At 21.3% G+C, this 25157-nt stretch carries 17 protein-coding genes; 9 read left to right on the forward strand and 8 right to left on the reverse strand.

Annotated elements, in window-relative coordinates:
- The first annotated feature begins 1363 nt into the window (after positions 1 to 1363).
- The 9 genes from JNO41_RS02930 (at position 1364) to JNO41_RS02970 (ending at position 11936) form a co-directional block, all read left to right on the forward strand.
- Complete coding sequence (locus tag JNO41_RS02930; protein ID WP_121463756.1) at positions 1364 to 3025, forward strand: DEAD/DEAH box helicase; 1662 nt, start codon at positions 1364 to 1366, stop codon at positions 3023 to 3025.
- 115 nt (positions 3026 to 3140) lie between these two features.
- Complete coding sequence (locus JNO41_RS02935) at positions 3141 to 4526, forward strand: TldD/PmbA family protein (protein WP_121463757.1); 1386 nt, start codon at positions 3141 to 3143, stop codon at positions 4524 to 4526.
- Positions 4523 to 5854: a TldD/PmbA family protein gene (locus JNO41_RS02940; protein WP_121463758.1), complete on the forward strand. Its 1332-nt coding sequence runs from the start codon at positions 4523 to 4525 to the stop codon at positions 5852 to 5854. Before JNO41_RS02935 ends, JNO41_RS02940 begins: the two co-directional genes overlap by 4 nt.
- A 168-nt stretch (positions 5855 to 6022) precedes the next feature.
- Positions 6023 to 7738: a DNA polymerase III subunit gamma/tau gene (dnaX, locus tag JNO41_RS02945; protein WP_161554965.1), complete on the forward strand. Its 1716-nt coding sequence runs from the start codon at positions 6023 to 6025 to the stop codon at positions 7736 to 7738.
- Positions 7739 to 7748: 10 nt separating this feature from the next.
- Complete coding sequence (locus tag JNO41_RS02950; protein ID WP_238055045.1) at positions 7749 to 8027, forward strand: YbaB/EbfC family nucleoid-associated protein; 279 nt, start codon at positions 7749 to 7751, stop codon at positions 8025 to 8027.
- A 48-nt stretch (positions 8028 to 8075) separates the two neighbouring features.
- Positions 8076 to 8600 carry a DNA-directed RNA polymerase subunit delta gene (gene rpoE / locus JNO41_RS02955; RefSeq protein ID WP_121463761.1) on the forward strand — a complete coding sequence of 175 codons (525 nt, stop codon included), beginning with the start codon at positions 8076 to 8078 and terminating at the stop codon, positions 8598 to 8600.
- Positions 8601 to 8683: 83 nt separating this feature from the next.
- A complete protein-coding gene (locus JNO41_RS02960) occupies positions 8684 to 9394 on the forward strand; it encodes a CDP-alcohol phosphatidyltransferase family protein (protein WP_121463762.1) in 711 nt (236 codons plus the stop codon).
- Between the two features lie 36 nt (positions 9395 to 9430).
- Positions 9431 to 10255 carry a phosphatidylserine decarboxylase gene (locus JNO41_RS02965; protein WP_121463763.1) on the forward strand — a complete coding sequence of 275 codons (825 nt, stop codon included), beginning with the start codon at positions 9431 to 9433 and terminating at the stop codon, positions 10253 to 10255.
- A gap of 52 nt (positions 10256 to 10307) precedes the next feature.
- Positions 10308 to 11936: a CTP synthase gene (locus JNO41_RS02970; protein WP_121463764.1), complete on the forward strand. Its 1629-nt coding sequence runs from the start codon at positions 10308 to 10310 to the stop codon at positions 11934 to 11936.
- Between the two features lie 63 nt (positions 11937 to 11999).
- Here JNO41_RS02970 and JNO41_RS02975 read toward each other — a convergent pair whose 3' ends face one another.
- From JNO41_RS02975 to JNO41_RS03010, 8 genes are all read right to left on the reverse strand, one after another.
- Positions 12000 to 12440 carry a hypothetical protein gene (locus JNO41_RS02975; protein ID WP_121463765.1) on the reverse strand — a complete coding sequence of 147 codons (441 nt, stop codon included), beginning with the start codon at positions 12438 to 12440 and terminating at the stop codon, positions 12000 to 12002.
- 129 nt (positions 12441 to 12569) lie between these two features.
- Positions 12570 to 13184: a DnaD domain protein gene (locus JNO41_RS02980; protein WP_121463766.1), complete on the reverse strand. Its 615-nt coding sequence runs from the start codon at positions 13182 to 13184 to the stop codon at positions 12570 to 12572.
- On the reverse strand, positions 13177 to 13863 hold the full coding sequence (gene rnc, locus JNO41_RS02985) for a ribonuclease III (protein WP_121463767.1): 687 nt from the start codon (positions 13861 to 13863) through the stop codon (positions 13177 to 13179). The genes JNO41_RS02980 and rnc overlap by 8 nt, the downstream gene beginning before the upstream one ends.
- A gap of 12 nt (positions 13864 to 13875) precedes the next feature.
- On the reverse strand, positions 13876 to 14895 hold the full coding sequence (plsX, locus tag JNO41_RS02990; protein ID WP_121463768.1) for a phosphate acyltransferase PlsX: 1020 nt from the start codon (positions 14893 to 14895) through the stop codon (positions 13876 to 13878).
- Positions 14896 to 14919: 24 nt separating this feature from the next.
- Positions 14920 to 16800, reverse strand: coding sequence for a DEAD/DEAH box helicase (locus tag JNO41_RS02995; protein ID WP_121463769.1), 1881 nt, complete (start codon positions 16798 to 16800; stop codon positions 14920 to 14922).
- Between the two features lie 384 nt (positions 16801 to 17184).
- Positions 17185 to 22080 (reverse strand): AAA family ATPase, encoded by a 4896-nt coding sequence (locus tag JNO41_RS03000; protein ID WP_432729418.1) that lies wholly within the window; start codon positions 22078 to 22080, stop codon positions 17185 to 17187.
- Between the two features lie 210 nt (positions 22081 to 22290).
- On the reverse strand, positions 22291 to 22950 hold the full coding sequence (locus JNO41_RS03005) for an adenylate kinase (protein ID WP_121463771.1): 660 nt from the start codon (positions 22948 to 22950) through the stop codon (positions 22291 to 22293).
- 484 nt (positions 22951 to 23434) lie between these two features.
- Positions 23435 to 24886 carry an ABC transporter ATP-binding protein/permease gene (locus JNO41_RS03010; RefSeq protein WP_121463772.1) on the reverse strand — a complete coding sequence of 484 codons (1452 nt, stop codon included), beginning with the start codon at positions 24884 to 24886 and terminating at the stop codon, positions 23435 to 23437.
- Between the last annotated feature and the right edge of the window lie 271 nt (positions 24887 to 25157).

Raw genomic sequence — 25157 nt, forward strand, 5'->3', positions numbered from 1 at the left:
ATATTATAAGTCGTACTGTTATAAATTTTTATAAATAAATTCATTTTTAATACCAAACAGACTAGTTAAAAAACTAGTCTTTTTTTGTTTTTAGTAAAAAAAGAAAATACTCAACTATACCATTTCGTTAAACTATTAAATTAATAACAATTTTATTGTTCTTAATTTATTTAAATAAAAAAAGAAAGTAGAAAATTTTTGAAATTAATATATAAAATAAAAACAAGAATTAGTTATTAAAAATGAATCAAAAAAACATTTACAATTTTTTAAAACATTCTATTTTTTTATAAATTATATTATTTGTTTCAAAAAAATCAACATTTTAAAAATAATAGGTGATAATAGGGCAAAATTACTTTTTTATTATTTAATATTAAAAAAATTATTTTATTAAATTTTTGAAAGAATATAAAAAATGGCAAGAAAAAAATAGAGGCTTTGGAAATTTTTTGACATATTGAGTGCTTCCTGTTACCGCTATTGCTATATCTTTTATGTGGTATTTAGCTAAACAAGATTATTTAAATTTTTTATTTTCGCCTAAAACAACAAAACCAAACATAACAATACTAAGCGCTAAACTAATAATTTTCTATATTATTATATTAATTCATTTTTATAAAAAACTCAAAATCAAAAAAGATCTTTTTTTATTATCGGATCAAATTAATTCATTTATAAAAAAATATAATTTATATCATTCTATTTTTTATTAATTACAAAAAATAAATCAAACTATTTTTTGGATAAATAGTTTGATTTAAATATAACTTTTTAACTAATTCTATTTTAATGAAGTAGGACATTTTAAAATTATTATAAAACTTAGTTTATGATCAACTATGTTTTTTTATTTCGTAAATGAAATAAAAAAATAAATGAATTTAAAATCAATATTTATCCATATATTTTAAATTATTATTCGAATTTTAAAATTGGATTCAACAATTAATATTATATATTTTGGTTTTGTTAAAAAATAATGTATAATATTATGAAAGATATTTAATTAACTTAGAAATATAGAAATTGTAAATTTATTATTTTTTGTTGCCTGAAATTAATATTTTTGGATTATAGCGATGTAGAGTTTGTTATTGGTTGATATAGAATAAATTTATTTTAAATTAAAATAAAATATATTATTTTTCCTAAAAAAATTTATTTATATTATTTTCAGAAATGCAATTTTAGATAATAAAATTTAATATTAATAAAATTTTATTTTATTTTTTTATTCTTTTCAGTAATAAAAAGAATAAAAAATTTCAAAATAATTTTTTTATTACAAATGAATTACTAAATATTTTTAATGAAAATAAATATTTTTATTTTTAATAATTAGCAAGGGAAAAATGAAATGAGTATTTTATTCAAAGATTTAAATTTATTAAAACAAATCCAAGACGCTTTAGAAGAGTTAAATTTTGCGACTCCTACACCAATTCAAGCTTTAGTTATTCCAGAAATTATAGAAGGGCACGATATAATAGCTCAATCACAAACAGGAACAGGTAAAACCTTTTCTTTTGCTATTCCTATTATTGAAAAGATTGACCCTAAAGTAAAAAAAGTTCAATCTTTAATATTATGTCCTACAAGAGAATTAGCATTACAAGTATTTTTAGAAATTCAAAAATTATTAAAATTTTATTCTGAAATGAAAACGATTGTTGTTTATGGTGGAGAAAGTTATATAAAACAATTTCAAGAGTTAGACAAAAAACCACAAATTATTATTGCTACTCCTGGAAGAATAATAGATCTATTAGAAAGAAAAAAAGTAGAATTATCATCAGTAAAAATCTTAACTTTAGATGAAGCTGATGAAATGTTAAAAATGGGTTTTCAACAAGCTGTCGAAACTATTTTATCTAAGATTCCAGCAGAAAAACAAACTATTTTATTTTCGGCTACAATGCCTGATGCTATTCGTGAAATAGCTTTTAAATATCAAAAAAATCCTAAAATTTTAAAAGCTAAACAAGATCAAATTGTTGTCAAATCAATTGAACAATTTTATTTTGTTATAAAAGAATTTGATAAAAATAAACTTTTAGTAAGGCTTTTAGATCAAAAAAATCCTGATTCAGTAATTATTTTCGCTAATACTAAAAGAGATGTAGATACGATTTTAAATTATTTACAAGATAAAGATTTTTTAGTAGATGCTATTCATGGTGATTTAAAACAAAACCAAAGACAATATGTCATGAATAACTTTAGAAAAAAAAATATTAAAATTTTAGTTGCTACCGATGTTGCTGCTAGAGGTATAGATATTTCTGATATTAAAATGGTTATTAATTATGATTTGCCTCACGAAGAAGAAGTTTATGTTCACAGAATCGGTAGAACAGGAAGAGCTGGAAAAACAGGTTCAGCTTATACTTTTGTCGGTTTAAGAAAAGTTTTTCAATTCAAGAAACTAATGAATTATTTAAAAGAAACAATAACTTATTTAAATGTTCCGACGGTAGAAGCGATTCAACAAGAACAAAATAAATTTTTCGAAGAACAAATTTTACATTTAATACAAGAAAATCAAAAAACAGAAACAAAAGAAAATCCTTTTATTGATACTTTATTAAAAGACAAAGAACCTAAAGAAATTATTTCTGCTCTTTTACAACATTTAGCTCCAAAAAATAAAAATTACGAACATATATCAGAACCAAAAATTTGGAAAGGAAATGATTTTAAAAATTCTTATTCTAAATCAAATAATTTTTCAAATGACTTTAATAAAACAAATAATAATTACAACAACAGTTACAATAAATTTAATAAAAAACCAATGACAGAGTTAATTATTAATTTAGGAAAAAATGACGGTATCAATCCTTCATTGCTTTTAAAATTATTAAAAGATAAATTTAATATTTATAGCAAAAATATTGGAAATATAAAACATTTTCATAATAAGACTGTTTTCGAAATTCCTATGAATTTAGCTAAACAAGTTCAATCTCAAAATAATGTTTCTTATAATAATAAAATTTTGCAAATTCAAATGAAATAAAAAATACCAATTTATTTAAAATAATTAAATTAATTTTTAAGATTAAATAAAATAAAAATATTATTTATTTATAAAAAAATAAATAAAATTATAAAAATTAAAGGAAATTATTTTTATGTTATCAAAAAATGAAATTCAAGAGATTTTACAAATAGGATTGAATAAAGGTTTTGATTTTATTGAATTATTTTTTGAAGATAATATCTCGAATTCCTTAATAATTATAGATAAAGAAGTGGTGAGTTACCGTACAAACTATATTTTTGGATTAGGTATACGTTTATTAAACAAAATGGATGAAATTTATATTTATACTAATAAAATAGAATATAAATATATAGTTTCTTTAATAGAAGAACAAAAAAATGTTAATAATGGCGAAGTAATTACAAAAATAATTCCGCTTGGAGAATCTAAAAACATAAACAATAATATAAAAATTAATTTTAATAATTGGACTATTTCTGATAAAATTAATAAAATGATGAAATTATCCAGAATTATGAAAGAATATGATTCTAAAATTATTCAAAGTATAGTTAATTTTGAAGAAAAAGAACAAAATATTTTAGTTACTAATTCTAAAGGTGTTTATCAAAAAGATTTTCGACCTTATATTATGTGTTCTATGACAGCTGTTGCTAAAGATGAAAAAAATATGGAAGAATTTAATGAACATCATGGACGTTCTATGGGTTTAGAAATTTTCGATCTTATAGATTTTGAAAATACAGCTACAAAAACAGCTAAAAAGGCAATTATGTTATTAACGGCCGAAACAATTAAACCTCAAACTATGACTTTAGTTATTAAAGGTGGTTCAGGAGGAGTTATTTTTCATGAAGCTTGCGGTCACTCTTTAGAAGCGACTGCTATCGCTAGAGGATTATCCCCTTTCTGTGATAAAATAAATAAAAAAATAGCTTCAGATGTTGTAACTGCTTATGATGATGGTACTATTCAAAATTCTTGGGGAAAATTAAATTTTGACGATGAAGGCCACCCAACACAAAAAAATATTTTAATTGAAAACGGAATATTAAGAAATTATTTAATAGATTATCGTAATAGCTTAAAAATGAAAATGAAAGCTACTGGTTCATCCAGAAGACAATCTTATAAATATTCACCTACTTCTCGAATGAATTCTACTTACATTGCTGCTGGCAAAGATACACCAGAACAAATTATTAAAGATACTAAAAAAGGTTTATATGCTGAAAGTTTTGGTGGCGGAACAGTTATGACTACTACAGGAGAATTTAATTTCATGGTTAAATCTGGATATTTAATCGAAGACGGAAAATTAACTAAGTTTGTTAAAGGAATGATATTAATAGGAAAAGGACAAGATGTTTTATTAAAAATTGACCGTGTCGCTAATGATTTAGATTTGGATCAAGGATATTGTGGTTCTGTTTCTGGATATGTACCTGTAGATTTAGGTCAACCGACTATTAGAGTTCAAGATATGATTGTCGGAGGAAGTCAAAAAAAATGATTAACAATAATAATATAAATTATAAAAAATGGTTTAATACAGCTTTATCTCAAAATTTTGAAGCTTTAGAAATTTTAACTGATAGAAAAAAAAGCATAACTGTAAATTTAGAAGATGGTAAAATTCACGAACATGTTCAAAATGATGTTTTAGGAACAACTATTAAAGGTTTATTCCAAAACAAAAAGTCTTCTATGTATTTAGAAAAAATAGATGAAACTAAAATGGAAGATATTTTAGAAAATCTTAGAAATCAAATTTCAGTTTTAAATATTAAAGAAAAAGATATTATTTTTGAAGGTTCTCCTTCTTATCCTATGGTTAATAATTCTAATTTTGATTTTTCACAAATTAATATTCAAAAAAAATATGATTTATTATTTCAATTAGAAAAAGAATTATTAAAAAGTGTTTTATTAAAAAAAATCGATACTATTTCTTATGACGAAACTTACTTAGAAAATAAAATAGTTAATTCTAAAGGGTTAAATTTAGAAGAAAAATTAAGTTTTTTAACTATTTCTGTTTCTTGTGTTTTTCAAAAAAATGAAGATATAGAAGAAATTTATGAATATTTTGTAGTTAAAGAATTTGACAAATTTGATATTCAAAAATACGCTGAAAAAATAATATCTTTAGGAGAATCGAAATTAACATCTCAATCTTTAAAATCTAAAACTTATCCAGTTGTTTTTTCAAATAAAATTTTTGCTAATTTTTTAAAAAATTTTAGTTCTATTTTTAACGGTATGAACGCTTATCGTAATTTAACTAAATTAAAAGATAAACAAGGCACTACAATAGCTTCTCCAAAAGTTACTTTGATTGACGATCCTTTATGTAAAGAAGCGCTTTGTCAATATAAATTTGATGATGAAGGAGTGGCTTGTTATACCAAAAAAATTATTGATAAAGGTGTTTTTCAACAATTTATTCATAATTTAAAAACATCACTTATTTTTGATGTTAAACCTACTGGTAACGGTTTTGATAATTCTATTTCAATGACTAATATGTATTTAGAAAAAGGAACCAAAACTTTCGAAGAAATGATTTCTTCTATCGACGAAGGTGTTTATATCGATTATATCATTGGTTTTCATGCAGGAATTAATGATATAAGCGGAGATTTTAGTCTCCAAGCGGCTGGTTTTAAAATAGAAAAAGGTAAAATCACTAAACCTGTTAAAATGATTATTGTTTCTGGTAATTTTTTTGATATTTTATTAAATTTAAAAGAAATAGCTAACGATTTAGTATTTCAAGTTTCAGGTTTCGGAAGTCCTAGTGTTTATGCTGGAGATTTAACTATTGCTGGTGAAAATTAATTAATTAAGTGTTTTTATAAATTTTAATTTTTTTTAATTATTAATATATAATTATGTCATAATTTAATATATAGCGTTTTAAATAAAACATTTTATAAATTAAAATTAAAAATGTTCAAAATATTTTTTAAAATTATTATAAAAGGATTTTTTTTAGCAAAAAAAGATATGAATTATCAAGCCTTATATCGAAAACATAGACCTAAAAATTTGAAAAATATAGTCGGACAAAATATAATTATACAAGTTTTAAAAAATGCTATTAAATATCAAAAAATTCATCATTGTTATTTATTTAGTGGCGATAAGGGGATCGGAAAAACTACTTTAGCTAAAGTTTTTTCTAAAGCTATTAATTGTTCTTGTTTCCTTGCAAAAGAAGATTGTTGCGCAAATAATAATAAAGATGTTTGTAAATCATGCGCCGCCATTGATCAACAAGCTACTTTAGATGTTGTCGAAATTGACGGCGCTTCTTATAGCGGTGTAGATGATATTAGAGAATTAAAAAAACAACTACATTATAAATCTAATTTATTAAAATATAAAATTTATATTATTGATGAAATTCATGTATTATCTTCTAACGCTTTTAACGCTTTATTGCAAATATTAGAAGAACCATCTTCTAATGTAGTAGTTTTTATTTTAATTACTAGTGAATTTAATAAAATTCCTAAAAATATTTTATCTCGCGCTCAACATTTTCGTTTAAATAATATTTCTTACGAAGATATACAAAATAGATTAAAATTAATAGTTTCTATAGAAAATATAAATATATCGGAAGAAGCTTTACAAAAAATCTCTTTTTATTCTAATGGTAGTTTAAGAGATTCTATTAATTTATTAGATCAAGTTCGTTCTTATAAAAATGATATTATCGAAGAAAAAGATATTGTAGAAATATTAAGCATAATTTCTGAAAAAAAAATCGCAAAATTATTTCATCTTTTATTCCAAAATGATGTAAAAATTCTTATTTCTTTTTTACAAGAAATTTTAGAATCTAACATAAATTATGTTCTTTTTTTAAATGATTTTATTAATTTTGCTTTCAAAAAAATAATTAATTGTTATGAAAATCCTGAAGAAAATTTTCATTTTTTAAAAAAATTGAATTTTCAAACCAAAGAAAAATTTTTCCAAAAATTATCAGAATCACAAAATAATTTAAAATCATCCGAACATAAAAAATATTTATTAATTATTTGTTTCATTCAAATTCATGATTTATTAACAACACAAATAAATGTTCCTAAAATAGAAAATTTGAACAAAATTAATAATAATTCGTTAATAAAAACAAAAGATACAAATTTTAAAAAAGAATTATTTCCGAAAAATAATTATAATTATAATAATATAGAAAAAAAAGAAAAAACATTTAAACAAGCTTTTTTAAATGATATTATTAATATTTTGATTTCGCCTAATAATGAAGAAATAAATTTAATTTGTAAAGGATGGAAAAAATTAGAAAATTATCCTATTCCTAAATTAGCTGGTATTGCTAGATTATTATACCAATCGAAAGCATTATTAATAAATTTTAATAAAGAGTTTCTTTTATCATGTGAAAACGAAGAAGATTATAAAATATTATTAAAAAACGATAGTAGAATACAAATTGAACAAATTTTAAATGCTAAAAGAAAATTAATCAATAAATATTTTGTTATTTTAAATAAAGATTGGGAAAAAATAATAAAACCTGTTTATTTAAAATTTTTAGAAACTAAAAATAAGGAAGATTTAAACTTAAATTCTTTTGAAACCGATTTTTATGAAAAAAATTCAACATTAAAATTAAACGAAGGAATTTTTATAGAAAAAGCTAAAGAATTATTTACTAGTGAAAAAGTAAAAATTATTCATGAATAGGATTTTATATATGAAAATGTTTGATAAATTAAAAAAAATTCAAGAAAACATAGATAAAGAACAAAAAAAATTAGAATTAAGAGAATTTACTTCAAAAGTAGGCGATATCGTTATCATTATGCAAGGAACAAAACAAGTAATTGATGTTTCTATCAATAATTCAGATTTAATTAATAATTTAGATTTAATTCAAGAAAGTATTTTATTATCTTTCAATGATGTTTTAAAGCAAGTAGAAAAAGCTTCTCAAGATTTACTTATAAAAGCTGCGAAAGATTATGATTTTTAATTTTTATAAAATAAATAAAAAAATAATTTTTAAAAGAGGTTATTAATTTTGGCAAAAAATAATAAAAAAATTGATTCATCAAGTCCTATGATTGATATTTCTTATCAAATTTTATCTCAAAACAAAGAACCCATGCATATCCAACAAATAATAGAAGAAGTTTTCAAAATTAAAAAACTAGATATAAATAATAAAGACATTTGCGTTCAATTATATTTAGACATTGTTTCTAGTGGTTGTTTTGTTTTTTGTGGAGATGATCTATGGAATATTAAAGCGAATAATTTGCATTTTTGGGATAAAGATGTTTTTGTCAACCCAAATGAACAAAAAATAGAAATTCCAAAAAATTTAGAAAAAGAAATTTTAGATTTTAATGAATTTGATTTAAAACCAAAATCAAATGAAGAAAATAACGAAAACGAAGAAGAAAAATTAAACGATATACCTTTAGATAGTTTAGATATAAATGACGAAAAAGAAGAAGTAGAAATTGATGATATCGAAAAAAATAAAAACAACGAAGAAGAAGATGAATATATAAATGATTATGAAGAATATTTTTATAAATAATAATTTAAAATTATTAAATTTTTTATTTACTTAATTAAACAAATTATATTTAAATTAAAAAATTTAATAATGGAGAATTTATTATGTTTTTAGGTTTTTATAATTACGCTGTTTATTTAACTTATTTAAACGCATCATTTAGTTTATTAGGAATGTTTTGCCTTGTTTATCAAAAATTTGATCCTGAATCTATAAAATTAGCTTCTATTTGTATATTATTATCTGGTATTTGTGATATGTTCGATGGAAAAATAAGTAATTTACAAAAAAAACGTTCTATACGAGAAAAAAAATATGGCATTCAAATAGATTCTTTAGCAGATGTTATTAGTTTTGGTATTTTACCTATTTTTATAGGATATGGATTATTCTATAATATAAAAAAAATAAATCATAATTTCTTATACTTATTTATCTTTATAAGTATTTGTTATATTTTAACTGTTTTAACTAGATTAGCTTATTTCAATGTTCTTGCTGAAGAAAATTCTGACGATAAAAAACCAAAAACAAATTTAAATTTTTTTGTAGGTGTCCCAGTCACTTTATCTTCTGTTATTTTTCCTTGTTTAATTTTATTTCAAAATATAATATTGACAAAAACAAATTATGACACAAATAAAATTTCGAAAATATTTTTCGCAACATATTTATTTATTATGTGCCTATTGTCTTTTTTATTTATTTTTGCAAAAATTAAATTTCCGAAAATTAAAAATATTATTTTTTTAATATTTACATGTTTATTATTTTTTGTAATAATATTAAATTTAATCATATTTAAAAAAACATAAGAAAGAGGGATTAGTTTCTTTATAAAAAACATAATTATGAAACCACATTTTTTATATTATAATTTGCATAAAAGTTTTTGGAAAAGAATATTTTTAAGAATTTGTGTTTCTAAAATGATTACTTATTTAACAGGTTTTTATGTAAAATCTTTTGTTTCAAAAATACATATTAAAAAAGCAGTTACAAGAAATAACATAGATTTAAATTTATTTCGAAAAACAACATTTTCTTCTTATAATGATTTTTTTACACGTCAATATAAAAATATAACTTTTTGTAAAGAAACTTCTTTTTTTATAAGCCCTGGCGAAGGAAAAATAACTATTCTTCCAATTAATAAAGATAGTATTTATTCTATTAAACAAGTTAATTATCATTTAAGCGATCTTTTAAAAAATAACACTTTGCCTTCTTTATTTATGGATGGTCATTTCATAATTTTAAGATTAAGACCTATCGATTATCATCGTTATATTTTCATTGATGAAGGTATTCAAAAAAAAGAAAATTTTAAAAAAATTAAAGGTAAATTTCATACTGTACATCCTATTGCTTTTAAATATTTTAATGTTTTTTGCGAAAATACCAGAGAATATAATATTTTAGAAACGAAAAATTTTGGCACAATAATTCAAATTGAAATCGGAGCTTTATTAGTGGGGAGAATTCATAATCATCCTATTACTAATTTTAATAAGGGGCAAGAAAAGGGTTTTTTTTCTTTTGGTGGTTCCACTATTGTTTTATTAGTCCAAAAAAACAAAGTAATTTTCGATCCAATTATTATGGAAAATAGTCGTAACAAAATAGAAACAAAAATAAATTTAGGAGAAAAAATAGGTTTTAAAATAAATATTTAATTAATACTTTTTTAAATTTTTATTTTAAAATTTTTCAAGAAAGAAATTAAAAATGGATAACAAAAAAAAAGAACAAAAATTTATTTTTATTACTGGAGGAGTAGTTTCTGGCTTAGGAAAAGGTATTATTGGTGCTGCTGTAGGTCAAATTTTAAAAAAACGCGGATTAAAAATTTTTATGAAAAAAATCGATCCTTATATCAATATTGATTCTGGTACTATGAATCCTATTCAACACGGAGAAGTTTTTGTAACTAATGATGGGGCTGAAACAGATTTAGATTTGGGCCATTATGAAAGATTTTTAGATGAAGATTTATCAAGAGAATCTAATGTGACTACAGGACAAGTTTATCAACATGTAATCAATAAAGAAAGACAAGGAGAATATTTAGGACAAACTATCCAAGTTATTCCTCATATTACTAATGAAATCAAAAAAAGAATTTTAGAAATAAAAAACACTACTAATGATTATGATATTATTATTGTCGAAATCGGCGGTACAGTAGGTGATATCGAATCCTTGCCTTTTTTAGAGTCTATTAGACAAATTCGTTATGACATAGGGTTTCATAATACTCTTTATATTCATAACACTTTAATTCCTTATTTAAAAACCTCTAAAGAAACAAAAACTAAACCTACTCAACACAGTATTAAAGAATTAAGATCTTTAGGCATTCAACCTCAAATTTTAATTTTGAGAAGTGAACAAACTATTTCCGAAGAAATAAAGAAAAAAATTTCTATTTTATGTGATGTAAGAGAAAATGCTATTTTCGAGAATATTGACGTAGATATTTTATATAAAATTATTATTAATTTAAATAAACAAAAAATAGATGATTTTATTTTAGATCATTTTCAAATAACAAACTTAAAACAATCAGATATATCTTCATGGACAAATTTAATTCATAAAATTGAAAATTTAAAAAATAAAATTACTATCGGTTTAGTAGGTAAGTATATTTCAGTACATGACTCTTATTTATCTATAATAGAGGCTTTAAAACACGCCTCTTACTATAATAATACTCAGATCGAAATTAAATGGATTGATGCAGAAAATGTCAATGATAAAAATATAGTTTCTTTATTAAGTGATTGCCATGGTATTTTAATTCCAGGAGGTTTTGGATCAAGAGCTTGCCAAGGGAAAATACAAGCTATTCAGTACGCTCGTATAAATAATATTCCTATTTTTGGTATTTGTTTAGGAATGCAATTAATGGTTATTGAATATGCTAGAAATGTTTTCAAATTAGAAAAAGCTAATTCTACAGAAATCGATATTAACACTTCGCTTCCTGTGATAACTCAAAAAATAAAAGGCCCTTTATTAGGAGGAACTTTAAGATTAGGTTCATACCCTTGTTGTTTAAAGAAAAATACTAAAAGTTATGAAATTTTTCAAAAAGAAATCATTCATGAAAGACATAGACATCGTTATGAGATGAATATGAAGTATATTTCGCTTTTTGAGAAAGATGATAATTTTATTATTTCAGGAATGAATAATGAAGAAAAATTACCTGAAATTATAGAATTAAAAAAACATATTTGGTTTATAGGAGTTCAATTTCATTCTGAATTTTTATCAAGACCTTTTAAACCGCATCCTTTATTTAAAGATTTTATAAGAGCATCTTTACAATTTTATTCAAATATAAAATAAAAAAAACATTCAAAATATTTAATTTTGAATGTTTTTTTTATTTTTAAATAACATTAATTAATATTATTTGTTAATAACTGCAATTGCTGCTTTTAAGTAAGTATCTAAGGCTGTAACTGCTGTTTGTAATTTAGTTGTGTCCTCTGGTGTAATAGCTGTTGTTTTTGCTTTTAACGCTGCAAGTTGATTTTTAACTTCATTTATTTGGTCAAAACCAATTTTTTTAGTACCTTCATTTGCATCGTCTAGTTTTTTATTAACTTTGTTTACTTTATCTGTTATAAATTTTTCTAATACGTCATGTTTTTCAGCCGCTGTTTTAGTGCCATTTAAGTCGTTTGTTAAATCTTTTACATTTGTCTCAGTAATTTTTGGACCGAATGGCCAAACTTCTTTATACCAACAAAGTAATAAAATAGATAATAATAAAACAATTGAACCAGTAACTGAACCAACAACTATTTTGCCTTTTTTAGTTTTTAAAAAACTTTCTTTTTGTTGCATTTTCTTCTTTCCTCTCATTAAAATTATGATTTATACAGTATCCAAAATGTAGATACACTTTTATTAAATCTGTTCTTAGATTCAATACAAATATTATAACATATTTTATTATATTTATTATAATTTAAATTATTTAATTTTATTAAAAATTTTATAAAGAATTTGATCTGCTTTATCGTTATTTTCTATTTTTAAATTATTTTCATTACTTAAAATTCTCTCTATATAATAAATTGATTTTTTTTGATTTGCGCAAGCTATATTTATAGATCTTTTTATATCTTTGTCAGAATATTTTTTTTCTAAATACCAATTTTTAATAATTTCTAGCTCATATGCAGCTAAATTTTCGCCTTTTAATTTTTCTATTTGTTCTATAGTTTCGGTTATATATTTATTTTGTTTTTTAATTTGAACATTTTTATCTTTTTCTAAATAAAGTTGTTCTAATTTAGAAAAAGTATTATCTAAATTAAAAACTTCTATTAATTTATCATTTTTTGTCTCTTGTGATAAGCAAAAAAAATCTTTTTGAATTAATTCTTCTAAAATATTTTCTACTTCATTTTTAGACAAATTAATTTTTTTGGCTAAAAATACAGAAGAAAAATGTTTATGTTCATAACAATCAAATAAACAAATTAAAACCATCGTTTCTTGAAATGTTAAATTCATTTTATGATATTCACGAATTAAAATTTTTTCAATATTTAAATAACCTTCTTCATAAAGCATTTTAAACATTCGGTATATTCCTTTCTTTTTCTATTTTCAGTAAAGCTTCTTGGGCCGCTTTTTGTTCAGAAGCTTTTTTAGTTTTTCCTAAACCTCGTCCTAAAAATTTATTTTCCAAATATACTTCCGTTATAAATTCTTTTTCATGGGCTAAACCTTTTTCAGAAATAATTTTATAATGAATATTTTGTTTATTAGTTTGAATTAATTCTTGTAATTTAGTTTTAAAATCTATAATATTGATAATTTTTTTTAAATAAGGTAAGATAATATATTGAAAAGTTTTTTCTGCTTGATCGTATCCTAAATCTAAATAAATAGCTCCAAATAAAGCTTCGAAAGCGTCTGCTATAATAGAATAATTATTATCATATCTTTTCTTTTCGCCTTTACCTAACAAAATATAATTCTTTAATTCTATTTCTTTAGCGTAAATTAATAAAGAATCGATACAAACAGCTTGCGCTCTTTTTTTGGTCATAATACCTTCATTATCTTTATTTTTTTTATATAAATAACTGGCCATTAAAAAATTAATAACAGCGTCTCCTAAAAATTCTAATCTTTCGTTATTATTTTTTCTAAAATGATGTTCATTAGCGTAAGAACTATGTGTTAAAGCGTTTATATATATCTTAATATTTTTAGGTTTAATATTTAATCTTCTAAATAATTTTTTTAAATGCATAATTACTCTTTTTTATATTAATTTTTTTGTAATTTTAGTTAAAAAATTTTTTTCAATTAAAATTTTAGCTTGCAAAATTGCTTTGCAAAAAGCATAATCATTAGAATCGCCATGCGCTTTAATTACAATTTTATTTAAACCTAACAAGATCGCTCCACCTATTTCTTTAGAATCTATTTTTTGTTTTATGTTTTTTAATTTTTTAGAAAATAACATTTTACTCATAATTTTTTTGAACCAATTTTCAGTCATAACTTCTTTAATAGATTGAAATAAATTTTTAAAAGCTCCTTCATAACTTTTTAAAATCATATTAGATGTAAAAGCATCGCTTAATAAAACATCTGCTTCAGTATTAAAAACATTTTTAGATTCTTCATTTCCTTTAAAAATTATTTGATCATCTTTTTCTAATAAATCATAAAGCTTTCTTTCGAAATCTCTTCCTTTATTTTTTTCAATCCCTATATTTAATAATTTTACTATAGGTTGATCAATTTCTAAAAATTCTTTAGCTACTAATGAAGCATAAACAGCAAATTTTGCTAAATTTTCTGGTTCAATTTCGATATTCGCTCCTGCATCTATTAAAATTTTTGTTTTATTATCGAAAGTTTTAAAAAAAGGGGCTAAAGCTATTCTGGAAACTGCCTTCATAGTTCTGATTATTAAAAAACTTGATAAAACTAAAGCCTGAGTAGGCCCTGCTGAAACAACTCCATCTACTTCGTTTTCTTTAGCTGCTTTTAAAGCTAAAAACATAGAATGGTTAGGACAATCTCTAAATTCTTCTCTTATATTTTTTATATCCATTTGAAGAAAAAAAGGAGTATGAATAACATTTATCCGATCTTTTACCGTTTTATAAACTGAAGAGGGAATTTTATTTTCTATTATGCAATTTATTTTTTCTTGATCGCCATACAAACAAATATATAAATTTGTTTCTTGAGATAAAGCCATTACAATTCCTTGAACCACTGTCTCAGGAGCTAAATCTCCGCCCATAGCATCTATTGCTAATTTAATCATGTTTATTAATATACCTTTTATTATTTAATTTGATAAATATTCAAAATCTTTTTTAATTTGATTTAAAATCATATAATCTTTTGTTATATTTAAAAATTGAAATTTAAAAAAACCGCTTTGTTCTTTTCCTAAAAAATCTCCTGGGCCTCTCGTACAAAGATCAAAATCACTTAATTTAGCGACATTATTTTCTTTTTCTAATATTTTTAAACGTTCGTTATCTTTGGTAGAAACTAAAAAACAATAATTTTGTTTATTATTTCTCCCAACTCTTCCTCTTAATTGATGTAACTGACTTAGACCAAAATATTCCGCTCCTAAAATGATAATAGTTGTAACGTTTTCGATATCAATTCCTACTTCAATAATAGAAGTAGATAACAAAATACCTTGTTTATTTTTAATAAAATTTTGAATATTTTCTTCTTGTTGTTCTGTTGTTTGTTTGCTATGCAAAATATAAAGATGCTCTATTTTTTGTTTCTCTAAAAAAACAGTCATATTTTCAATATTAAAATTTTTTTTATTATCTTTTATAGCGGGAACTGTAATATAACTTTGCTCATTACGCAACTGATTTTGTTTTAACAAAGGTATAATCATTTCAAAAGAACATTTTTTAGTAATAATATTATGTTTATTATGAGGTTTTTCAATTAATAAAGAAATATTTAATAAACCAGAATAAATAAGGGCTAAAGTCTTAGGAATAGGCGTTGCTGTAAGATATAAAATATCTGATGTTAAACCTTGAGCAATAGTTTTATTTTTGAGATCTGTTCCAAATTTATGAGTTTCATCGATCACAATCAAACCTAATTGAAAAAAATCTATATTAGCTAATAAATGGGTCCCAAAAATCATTTTATATTTATTTTGTTTAATTTGTTCTTGGTCAAATTTCTTAGTTTTACTTTTAGAAGTTATAATAATAGATTCTATTTCAGGAAACAGTTTTTTAAAATTTAAATAATGTTGTTTGGCTAAAATTTCTGTAGGAGCCATCATTAACACTTGTTTATTTAAATTAATTATTCCTAAAGCGGCTATAAAAACTGTAATTGTTTTTCCAGAACCAACATCCCCTTGAATTAATCTTTGAGTAGGATAATCTTTTTTAAAATCAGAATAAATTTCATTAACTATTTTTTTTTGATTCAAAGTTAATTGAAAAGGAATTGTCTTAATCATTTGCTTTACATAACTTATATTACACTTAATAGGAGTTTTATAAGGTAATTGTTCTTTTTTTCGAAACCATTTTTTAATTATAATAAAAGCTTCTTCGTATTTAAATCTTTGAATCGCTTTATACAACATTTGTTTATTGTCAGGAAGATGAAGATTTCGGAAAGCCTCTTTCCTATTGATTAAATTATATTTTGTTACAATTCTTATATCTAAATTTTCTTTAATTTGCAATTTAGAAGATTGAAAAATTTTTTGTATTAATTTTTGCAAAGACTCATCAGAAATATCTTTTAAATTATAAATAGGTTTCACTTTGTTTTCTATATTAGCTTCTAAAGTAGCAAAAGAAGCTATAATTGTATTATATCTATTATAATAAGTACCTTTAATAAATATTTTTTTATTATATTCTAAAATTTTAAAAAAAAAATTATTAAAAATAATTACTTTGAATTCTGTATTTTGACTTGTTAATATATGAAACATTTTAGCATTTTTTTTAAAAAAATTTCTTACAAAGACAGGTCCTTTTATTATAATTCCGTATAAATTAACTTTTGTTTTATCTGTTATTTTATTTAATTCAGTTAAAGCAAAATCTTGATATTTTTTAGGCTTTTTGAAAATAAGTTCTTTTACATTTTTGATATTATTCTTTAATAATTGAGAATATAAATCAGAATTTTCAAAAATTTGTTCTAAATCAGATGTCATTTATTCACCTCGGTTCATTAATTATATTTTTGAATTTTAAAATAAATTATGGCATTTAATTATAGAAATTATATTATTAAAAAAGTAATATTAATTTTATTAAAAAATTTGACAAATGTTACAAAAATTAATATTACTTTTTTAAATAAAAAAATTATTTCTTTTTTGAAATATTATGTTTCTTAATAAATTATAACATATTTACGATTTTTCTTTTTCTCCTTTTTATGAAATTGTTATTATTTTTTTACAGAAATCCTTACAAAAAATAAAAAAAACTTATAAAACCTAGTTTTAAAAGACAGGTTTTATAAGTGCGAATTAATTTAAATTTCTTTTTGCGACAATATTAAGTTTTAAATTACCAAAATCTCTTTTATAAAATTAAATTTTTTTTCGAAAAAACATTTTACAACCAAAAACGATTAAAACAAATTTTAACCAATAAAAATTTTCTGAAATCATCGCAAAGAAATCTTTTGAATCTGTCTTCTCACTTATTTTATAATTCAAAACAAAAGATTTTATTTTATCGTGTATTTGTTTTTCTTTAATATTTTCTTTTTTTAATTCATCCTTAGCGATAACAAAAGCTGCTTCTTTAATTAAGTCTATTTCTTGATTAGATATTTTTTGATTCAATACATTATCTATTAATATATATCTATTTATATTATCAGATATTTTTTTCTTTAAATTATTTTCTAAATGTTTAATATTCTTTTCAATTTCTTCGTTAAGAAACTTAATTATTTTTTCTAATTCTAAATCATTATAAAATAATTCTTTTTTGGTTTTTTCTTCTAATAAATTTATTATTTTATCTTTTTCTAAATTACAATTAATATTTAATTGTTTTAATATAGTTTGCCAATATCGATCAAAAAGTTCTTTATTAACTTGATTTTCTGTCTTATAAATTTGATTTTGGATATCTTTTAAGGAATATTTGTTTTGTATTACAAAATAATTATAAACATCTTGATTTATTTGTTTTTTAATTTGATCTATTTCTAAATAGTTAAATACTTTTGTATTAAAAGTTATCGCATTTATTAAATTTAAAATTTTATCGCGTAAATTATTTTCTTTATTTTGTATTAATTTACCTTTAATATTAGACAAAACTTCATTTTTGATTCCTTTTAAAAATAAAAAATTATTTTGTTGAAATACTTTGTTTATTTGTTTTGTAATATCTCTTTTTAATTCAAAAGAATCTTCTAAAATAATTAGTTCATTTTGTTGAGTAATTTCATCATAAATATTATCAGTTAATTTTTCTTTAATTTCTTCAATATACTGTAATATTATTTTTTCAAATTCTATTTCATTATTTTCCGTTACTTGAGACATTTCTAATAATTTAGTTTTTAAATTGTCATCTGATGTTAAAAAATGGAATTCGTTTGTATATTTTCGCATTAAACCTTCTATTTGCATTTTATTATGTTTAATTTTGTCAATATTCCAAATAAAATAAATTTGCTTCGCTTTTGCTTCAATTGCTACATTTAAAATTGATTCTAAATTAGAAGTTTTTTTCATTTCTTGTATTTCTTTGCTTTCGGTTCCTTCTTTGAAATAAAACCCTAATAATTCGTCAGGAAAAGGATTATCCGAAGAATAAAAATTTTTTATTCTTTTTAAATTATCGGAATCGACTTCAAATTCTACTGTTTTTCCTTGAGAATTTTTATTATAAACTAATTTTTGATGTAACATATAATCTGTTTGAATTAATTGAAAATATTTTTTTTCTTCATCATTAAAAGAACTATCAATAAAAAGATGTTTTATCGGGGTATTTTTATATTCTTGAATTGTATATAATTGTTCTAAGGAAGGTTTTATATGATCATGTTCTTCCCAATTAATAACATTTTGTTTATTTGTGAACCTATCCATTACCAATTGCAAATCTATTGGTAAAATATTCAAATGTTTATGTTCATAAAACGCAACATTTATTGATTGTTCAAACAATTCTATCATCTTCCTAGGTGTTCTTAATTCGTCTAACCCTGAATTAATTATTTGTTTTGATATTTTATCTAAATATTGATAAGCTCTTATATCTAAATTATATTTTTTAGAAATTTGTTTTAAAAAAATATTTATATTTTTTTCATTCCAAAAATCAATTTCTATTAATTTATTAAATCTACTTAAAATAGAATTATCAATATCATCTTTAAAATTAGTTGTTGCTATAACAAAAACTGGTTTGTTTTTATCTGTATAAGTACCATCTATTTGAGATAAAAAAGAAATAACAACGTTTCCATGATCAGAATTTAAACCGTCACTGTGACGTTTTTTAAATACCGCTTCGCATTCATCTATTAAAATAATACTCGGTGAGTGTTTTCTAGCTTCATCAAAAATATTTTTAACCAATCTTGGAGATTCGCCGACATATGTTTTAGAAAAATCAGAAGATGTTATAGAAAAAAAAGGTAATCTTGATTCTTTAGCAAAAGCTTTAGCTAAATAAGTTTTCCCCGTACCAGGAGGGCCATATAATAAAATACCTTTAGGGGGCTCGTTATTACCCTTCGTTTTATATTCTGACGTCTCGCCAGTTAATTGAGTTAAACTTTCTTTTAATTGTTTTTTAGCTTCTTCATTGCCTATAACTTCTTTAAAAGTCGGAAAGTTATCTGTTTTTTTCAAAAACATTTTGACATTTTCTGATTCATCTTTTTTTTTAATTTCTTGTTCCTGTCTCATTTTTTGAAAAAAATCCAAAGTTTCTCTATTCATTGTATTCATATGAGACATAGCTTCTATAAGTAAATAATTAAACATATTATTATTTTGTAAAGATACTTCTATTTTTTGTTTATATTTATCTAATTGTGATTTTAAATTTTCTAAAGAATTTATATGATGTCTGATATCTTGTTTTAATTGATTTTTTTCCTTTTGATTTAAAATTTGATTTTGTTTAATTTGTTCTTCTTGCATTTCTAAATTTGCTTGCAAATAATTAATTTTTTTATTAGATCTCTCGATAAATTCTTCTTTTTGAGACATTTGTTCTTGTAAATTTTTTATTTGTTTTTTAATTTGATTAATTTTTTCGCTTAAAAATCTCTGTTCTTCTTGAGATAAAAATTTATTTTTTATTAATTCTTGAACTTTTAAATTTACATCTTGTTCTAAATTTGCTATTTTTTGAGACAAATTTTCTATACTAGATTCTTTTTGTTTAATATTTTTTTCTAAAATGGAAATTTGTTTTTGCTTATTATCAATAATATCTGTTTGCTCTTCAACTGTTTTTTTTAATTTATCAATATTTTCATAAGCAATATCTAAATCATTTTCCAGTTTATCTAAAGATTTTGTTTGTGTTTTTATATAATTTTTTAATTCGTTTTTTTCTTCCTCGTTTAAATTTTTAATAAAAATAATCTCATCTTTTTGTTCTTGCAATTGATTTCGCAAAATATTAATTTCTTCTTGTGTTTGAATTAAAAAATTTTCTTTAGAATATAATTGGTTTTTCAAATCTAAAATTAATTTTTCTTTTTCATCAATTTGATTTTGTAATTTTTGTTTTTCTTGAGTCGTTAAAAATTTATTTTCTTCAAGTTGTTCTTTTTTATTTTTAATTTCTTGTTCAACTTTTATAATTCGATCGTTCAAAGAATTGATAATATTTTCTTTTATTTTCATATTTTGTTCTAAATTTGCAATTTTATTTTGTTTTTTTTCAATAATATTTTTTTGTTCCTCGATGGTTTGCCTTAATTCAGTTATTGTGTTTTGAGCAATATCTAAATTCTTTTTTATTTCTATTAATTGTTGTTTGTTCTCTTCTATATCATCTTTTAATTCTTGTTTTTCCAATGCATTTAAATTTTTCATTTCAATGATTTCGTTATTTTTTTCTTCTAATTGTTGAAGAAGATTTGTAATTTGTTCTTTATTGCTTTCTAAAATGAACTTATGAGAAATTAATTTTTCTCTTAATGCATTAATATCTTTTGTAAGTGATGAAATTTCTGTATTCAATATTTTTTGTTGGCTTTCAGATAATAAATTATTTGTTTTTATTTTATCTTGTAAATTTTTAGTTATTTTGTTAATTTCTTCATTTAAATACAAAATTTGTTTCTTATTATCTGCAACGCTTATCTCCAGCATTTTAATCTTTTCATTTTTATTTTGAATTATTTTTTGTTGTTCTTCTTTGGTTTCAGCTAATCTATCAATACTTCTTTGAGATGATTCCAATTTATCTTTCAAAACGTTTAATTTTTCGATTTGATTTTTTAAATCTTTTTGAAATTCTAATTTTTCTGCCTCTTGTAATATTTTATCGTCGGCAATTTTTTGATTATTTTTTTTTAATTCAAAAATTAAAAATTGAATCTCTTGTTCTTTAGATTTAATTAATTCTTCTTGTTTTTGAGATTCTTTTTTTATTTGTTCAATTTTAATTTGTGCCCCCATAGATTCTGTTTTTTCTTTTAACCATTTTTTATTATTTATTTCTATTAAGGATTTTTGTTGATTTAGTTCATTTTCCAAAGTCAAAACTTTACTATTTTGCTCTTCGATATTTTGTGTTAAAATATCTATTTTTTTATTTTTATTTAATATATCTATTTCTTGTTTTTTGAATAAATCAATATATGTATTTATTTTCGTTTGCAAAAAAGAAATTTGCGCCTCTATTTGTTGAATATTTTTTTGTTTATTCAAATTTGCTTTTTTTTCAGCTTCTAAAATCATAATTTCTTCAAAAGTATCTACTAAAAATTGAATGTCTTTTTTAGATAAAAATTCAATATTTTTAGGAGACCACATGCTCCACGAATAACCTTTATTTCCCTGAAAATTTTGTTTTTTATAATCTAGATATATTCTATAATTATCGAAATCTATTTTATTACCTAGAAACACAAAGACATATTCATTTTTATCGAAAACAGTTTGTGCAATTGTATTTTCAAATTTATCTATTATATTATATTTTTCTAATAAACTAATTCGTTCTTCAATAGTCGTTTTCGTTTCACCCATATAATAAGGTTTATCAAATTCTTCTAATATTTTAGTTAAAACTTTTTTTAATAAATTATTATTTTTTAATTTAGGATAAATTTGTTGTAATTTTAAAATAACTTTATAATTTTGATATCCTTCTATTTGAATATCATTTAAATTAGAATTAAGCGCTTTTATAACAGGTTTTATATTTAAAAAAATTAACATTATCAATATTAATAAATTAATATTTAATAATATTTTACATTTTGTCTTCATTTTAGAAAACTTTCTAATCCAAATTACTTTATTAAAATAATTTATTTGATAAATATTAAACACTTTGATAAGAAAAAATTTTATTTAAGCATTTTAACTTATTTTATTTTATTAAATTGAAATTTTATTTTAATTTTTCAATTATTAATTCTCTTTTGTATAAAAAAATTTTTTCTATTTATTTTTATTCAATAAATAGAAAAAATTTTTTTATTTTATATCCGATATTTCTTTTAATATAATTTCAGTAATATCTTTAATTGATTTAGGACTTTCATCTACTTTAATTTCTGTTAATTTATTATTTTTTTGGTAATATTCAATTAAAGGAAAAGTTTCTTTTTTATAAACTAATAAACGTTTTTTAAAAGTATTTAAATTATCGTCTTTTCTTTGAATTAAATAAGTATTGTCATTATCGCAAAAACCATATTTTTCAGGAGATTTATTTTCTTTATGATAAATTTCTCCGCATTGAGGGCAAACAATTCTTCCCATAATTCTTTTTTCTAATAACTTCTCACTAACATTAAAATAAAAAACTTTATTTAAAAAAATTTGTTTATTAGCTAATTCTTCAGTTAAAAAACTAGCTTGTTCCAAATTACGAGGATAACCATCTAAAATAAATCCTTTATTAATATTTTCGTTAGTTAAATATTTACTTATCATAGAATTAGTTATTTTATCAGGGACCAATAAACCTTTATTAATATAAGATTTAACTATCTTACCTAAATCCGTTTTGTTTCTTAAATTTTCTCTAAAAATATCTCCTATCGAAATATGAGGGATATTTAAATGTTTCGATAAAATTAAAGATTGAGTACCTTTGCCAGACGCCGGAGGGCCTATTAAAATTATATTCATGTATTCACCCTTATTATATAATTAAATAATAGAATTATGAAAATTAAAAAATAATTTTTTTACAATTTATTCCGATTTAATTATTAGTAAAAATAAAATTCTTAAAACTGAAAAAATTTTTAAAAAATTATATTTCGATAATATAATTATATTTTATAAATATTTTATTTAATAAAATATTCGAAAATAAAAAAAATAATACTTAATACTTTAACATATAAAACGTTATAATTTTCAATAAAAATTTTAAATATTTATTAAATTTCATAAATATTATGGATTGAAAATTGTTTTATTATTTCGTTAAACATAAATTATTATTATATATCTTTTTAATTTGATGTATCATTTACAACCCACTATTAACCGAATATAAAAAATATGAGTGTTTTAATCCAATAATGATTTTATCCTGTATTTTTATAAATATATACAATAATTTTATCAAATTTTTGATTATTTAAAATGAAAATATAACAAAAAACTATTTGCGATCCAAAATAATACTCAAAGGATAAGGATTTTTCCTAAATAATTTATTTATGTGATATTTTATCGTTAACATATTTATAAATAATGGATATAAATAAGATAATAAAAAATAAAATATTAAATTGATTACGAAATGTATTTTCAACTTTTCTAATAAAAAAGTATCAGCATCATTATTAAAATAAGCAAAATAACAAATGACCAAAGTTAAATGCACTCCTAAACTTTGAAAAAATGACAATTTAAAAGAAAATATCCTAAATATTTTTTTGATATCTTTTTTAAAAGCACCTAAGGATTGTAAAATACCAATTTCTTTTTTCTTAAATTCCATTCTGTTTTTTATAATATAATTCAATTGAAACAAAGAATTTAAAAACAAAATTAAATAAAAAACAAAAAATAAAAAATAATGGGCCATCGTAAGCTCATCACGCAAATCACGAAAATTTTTATCAATAAAAAGATTAAAAAATAATATCGTCGATATAATTAATAAACATCCAGGAAAACCTATAGACATAATGGCTCTAAAATATAATTTTTTACTATTTTTGAAAGTATTTTTTGTAAAAGAAATTGCTGATGAAAATGTAAGATAAGATTCGGAAGAAACATTATCAAGTGAATTAGAAAAATCTTTTACATCAGAAGAGAATATTTTTATTGGTGTTTTTTCAAAATTAGCTTTTTCTTCTAAAATATCTTTATTTTTTAATAATTCTAACATTTCTTCTTTAGTATAATATTTTTTATCATTATCAACAATAGGTTCTACATTTAATTTTTTTGAAATATCTTTAATAATAGAACCATTTTTTAATTCTATCAAACGATCTCCGTATTTAAGAGCATTTTCTTTGTCATGAGTATTTACGATAACTAACTTGTCTTTAGATATTTCTTTGAATAAATCAAAAACTTGCTGTCCCGTTTGTTCATCTAAATTAGAAGTAGGTTCGTCAACCAAAATCATTTTAGAATTTTTCAGTAAAGCGCGTACGATACCTACTCTTTGTTTCTGACCTCCAGAAAGTTGATTAATTTTCCTGAATTTCAAATTATTTATTTCTAATTTTTGTAATATTTGTTCTATTTTGTCAGTATCAATATTTTTATTTTGTAGCTCACATGTTATTTTAATATTATCATAAACAGTTAATTCTTCTAAAAGATTAAATTCTTGAAAAATAAAACTGACAAAATTATTCCTATAAGAATTTAATTTTTCATTATTAAATTTTTGAGTAATGTTCAAATCATGAACATAAATATCTCCTCGACTAGAACTATCTAATCCGCCTAATAAATATAATAAAGTAGATTTTCCAGAACCAGATGCCCCTGTTATAAAAACCAATCCTTTATCAGGGACATTAAAAGAAATATTTTTTAATATTTGTTCATCTTTAAAAATTTTACATAAATTTTGTATTTTTAACATATTCTCTATTTATTAAACCTTTTGTGATATCTATTTTAAACAATATTTAATTTATTATAAATCTTATTTATATCCTAAAAATTTGTAATTAAAACAAAAAAAATGTTTAATTTTATTGAAAATTTTATTGAAAAAATTAATATAAATCGAAAAATAAAAATTTGTTCAAACATGAATTAAACTTATTTTTTATAATCAAATTGAAATACTTAATTATATTAATTATAACATAAAAAAATTATAAAAAAATATGTAATAAAATATGAAAATA

Origin of the sequence: 'Prunus avium' virescence phytoplasma, assembly GCF_050916135.1 — a bacterium.
GTDB lineage: Bacteria > Bacillota_I > Bacilli_A > Acholeplasmatales > Acholeplasmataceae > Phytoplasma > Phytoplasma ziziphi.

Bases quoted from the DNA above. Each gene is read 5' to 3' on its own strand.
- JNO41_RS02930 (WP_121463756.1), top strand. From the start codon at position 1,364: ATGAGTATTTTATTCAAAGATTTAAATTTATTAAAACAAATCCAAGAC.
- JNO41_RS02935 (WP_121463757.1), top strand. From the start codon at position 3,141: ATGTTATCAAAAAATGAAATTCAAGAGATTTTACAAATAGGATTGAAT.
- JNO41_RS02940 (WP_121463758.1), top strand. From the start codon at position 4,523: ATGATTAACAATAATAATATAAATTATAAAAAATGGTTTAATACAGCT.
- dnaX (WP_161554965.1), top strand. From the start codon at position 6,023: ATGAATTATCAAGCCTTATATCGAAAACATAGACCTAAAAATTTGAAA.
- JNO41_RS02950 (WP_238055045.1), top strand. From the start codon at position 7,749: ATGAAAATGTTTGATAAATTAAAAAAAATTCAAGAAAACATAGATAAA.
- JNO41_RS02960 (WP_121463762.1), top strand. From the start codon at position 8,684: ATGTTTTTAGGTTTTTATAATTACGCTGTTTATTTAACTTATTTAAAC.
- JNO41_RS02965 (WP_121463763.1), top strand. From the start codon at position 9,431: ATGAAACCACATTTTTTATATTATAATTTGCATAAAAGTTTTTGGAAA.
- JNO41_RS02970 (WP_121463764.1), top strand. From the start codon at position 10,308: ATGGATAACAAAAAAAAAGAACAAAAATTTATTTTTATTACTGGAGGA.
- JNO41_RS02975 (WP_121463765.1), bottom strand. From the start codon at position 12,440: ATGCAACAAAAAGAAAGTTTTTTAAAAACTAAAAAAGGCAAAATAGTT.
- JNO41_RS02980 (WP_121463766.1), bottom strand. From the start codon at position 13,184: ATGTTTAAAATGCTTTATGAAGAAGGTTATTTAAATATTGAAAAAATT.
- rnc (WP_121463767.1), bottom strand. From the start codon at position 13,863: ATGCATTTAAAAAAATTATTTAGAAGATTAAATATTAAACCTAAAAAT.
- plsX (WP_121463768.1), bottom strand. From the start codon at position 14,895: ATGATTAAATTAGCAATAGATGCTATGGGCGGAGATTTAGCTCCTGAG.
- JNO41_RS02995 (WP_121463769.1), bottom strand. From the start codon at position 16,800: ATGACATCTGATTTAGAACAAATTTTTGAAAATTCTGATTTATATTCT.
- JNO41_RS03000 (WP_432729418.1), bottom strand. From the start codon at position 22,080: ATGAAGACAAAATGTAAAATATTATTAAATATTAATTTATTAATATTG.
- JNO41_RS03005 (WP_121463771.1), bottom strand. From the start codon at position 22,950: ATGAATATAATTTTAATAGGCCCTCCGGCGTCTGGCAAAGGTACTCAA.
- JNO41_RS03010 (WP_121463772.1), bottom strand. From the start codon at position 24,886: ATGTTAAAAATACAAAATTTATGTAAAATTTTTAAAGATGAACAAATA.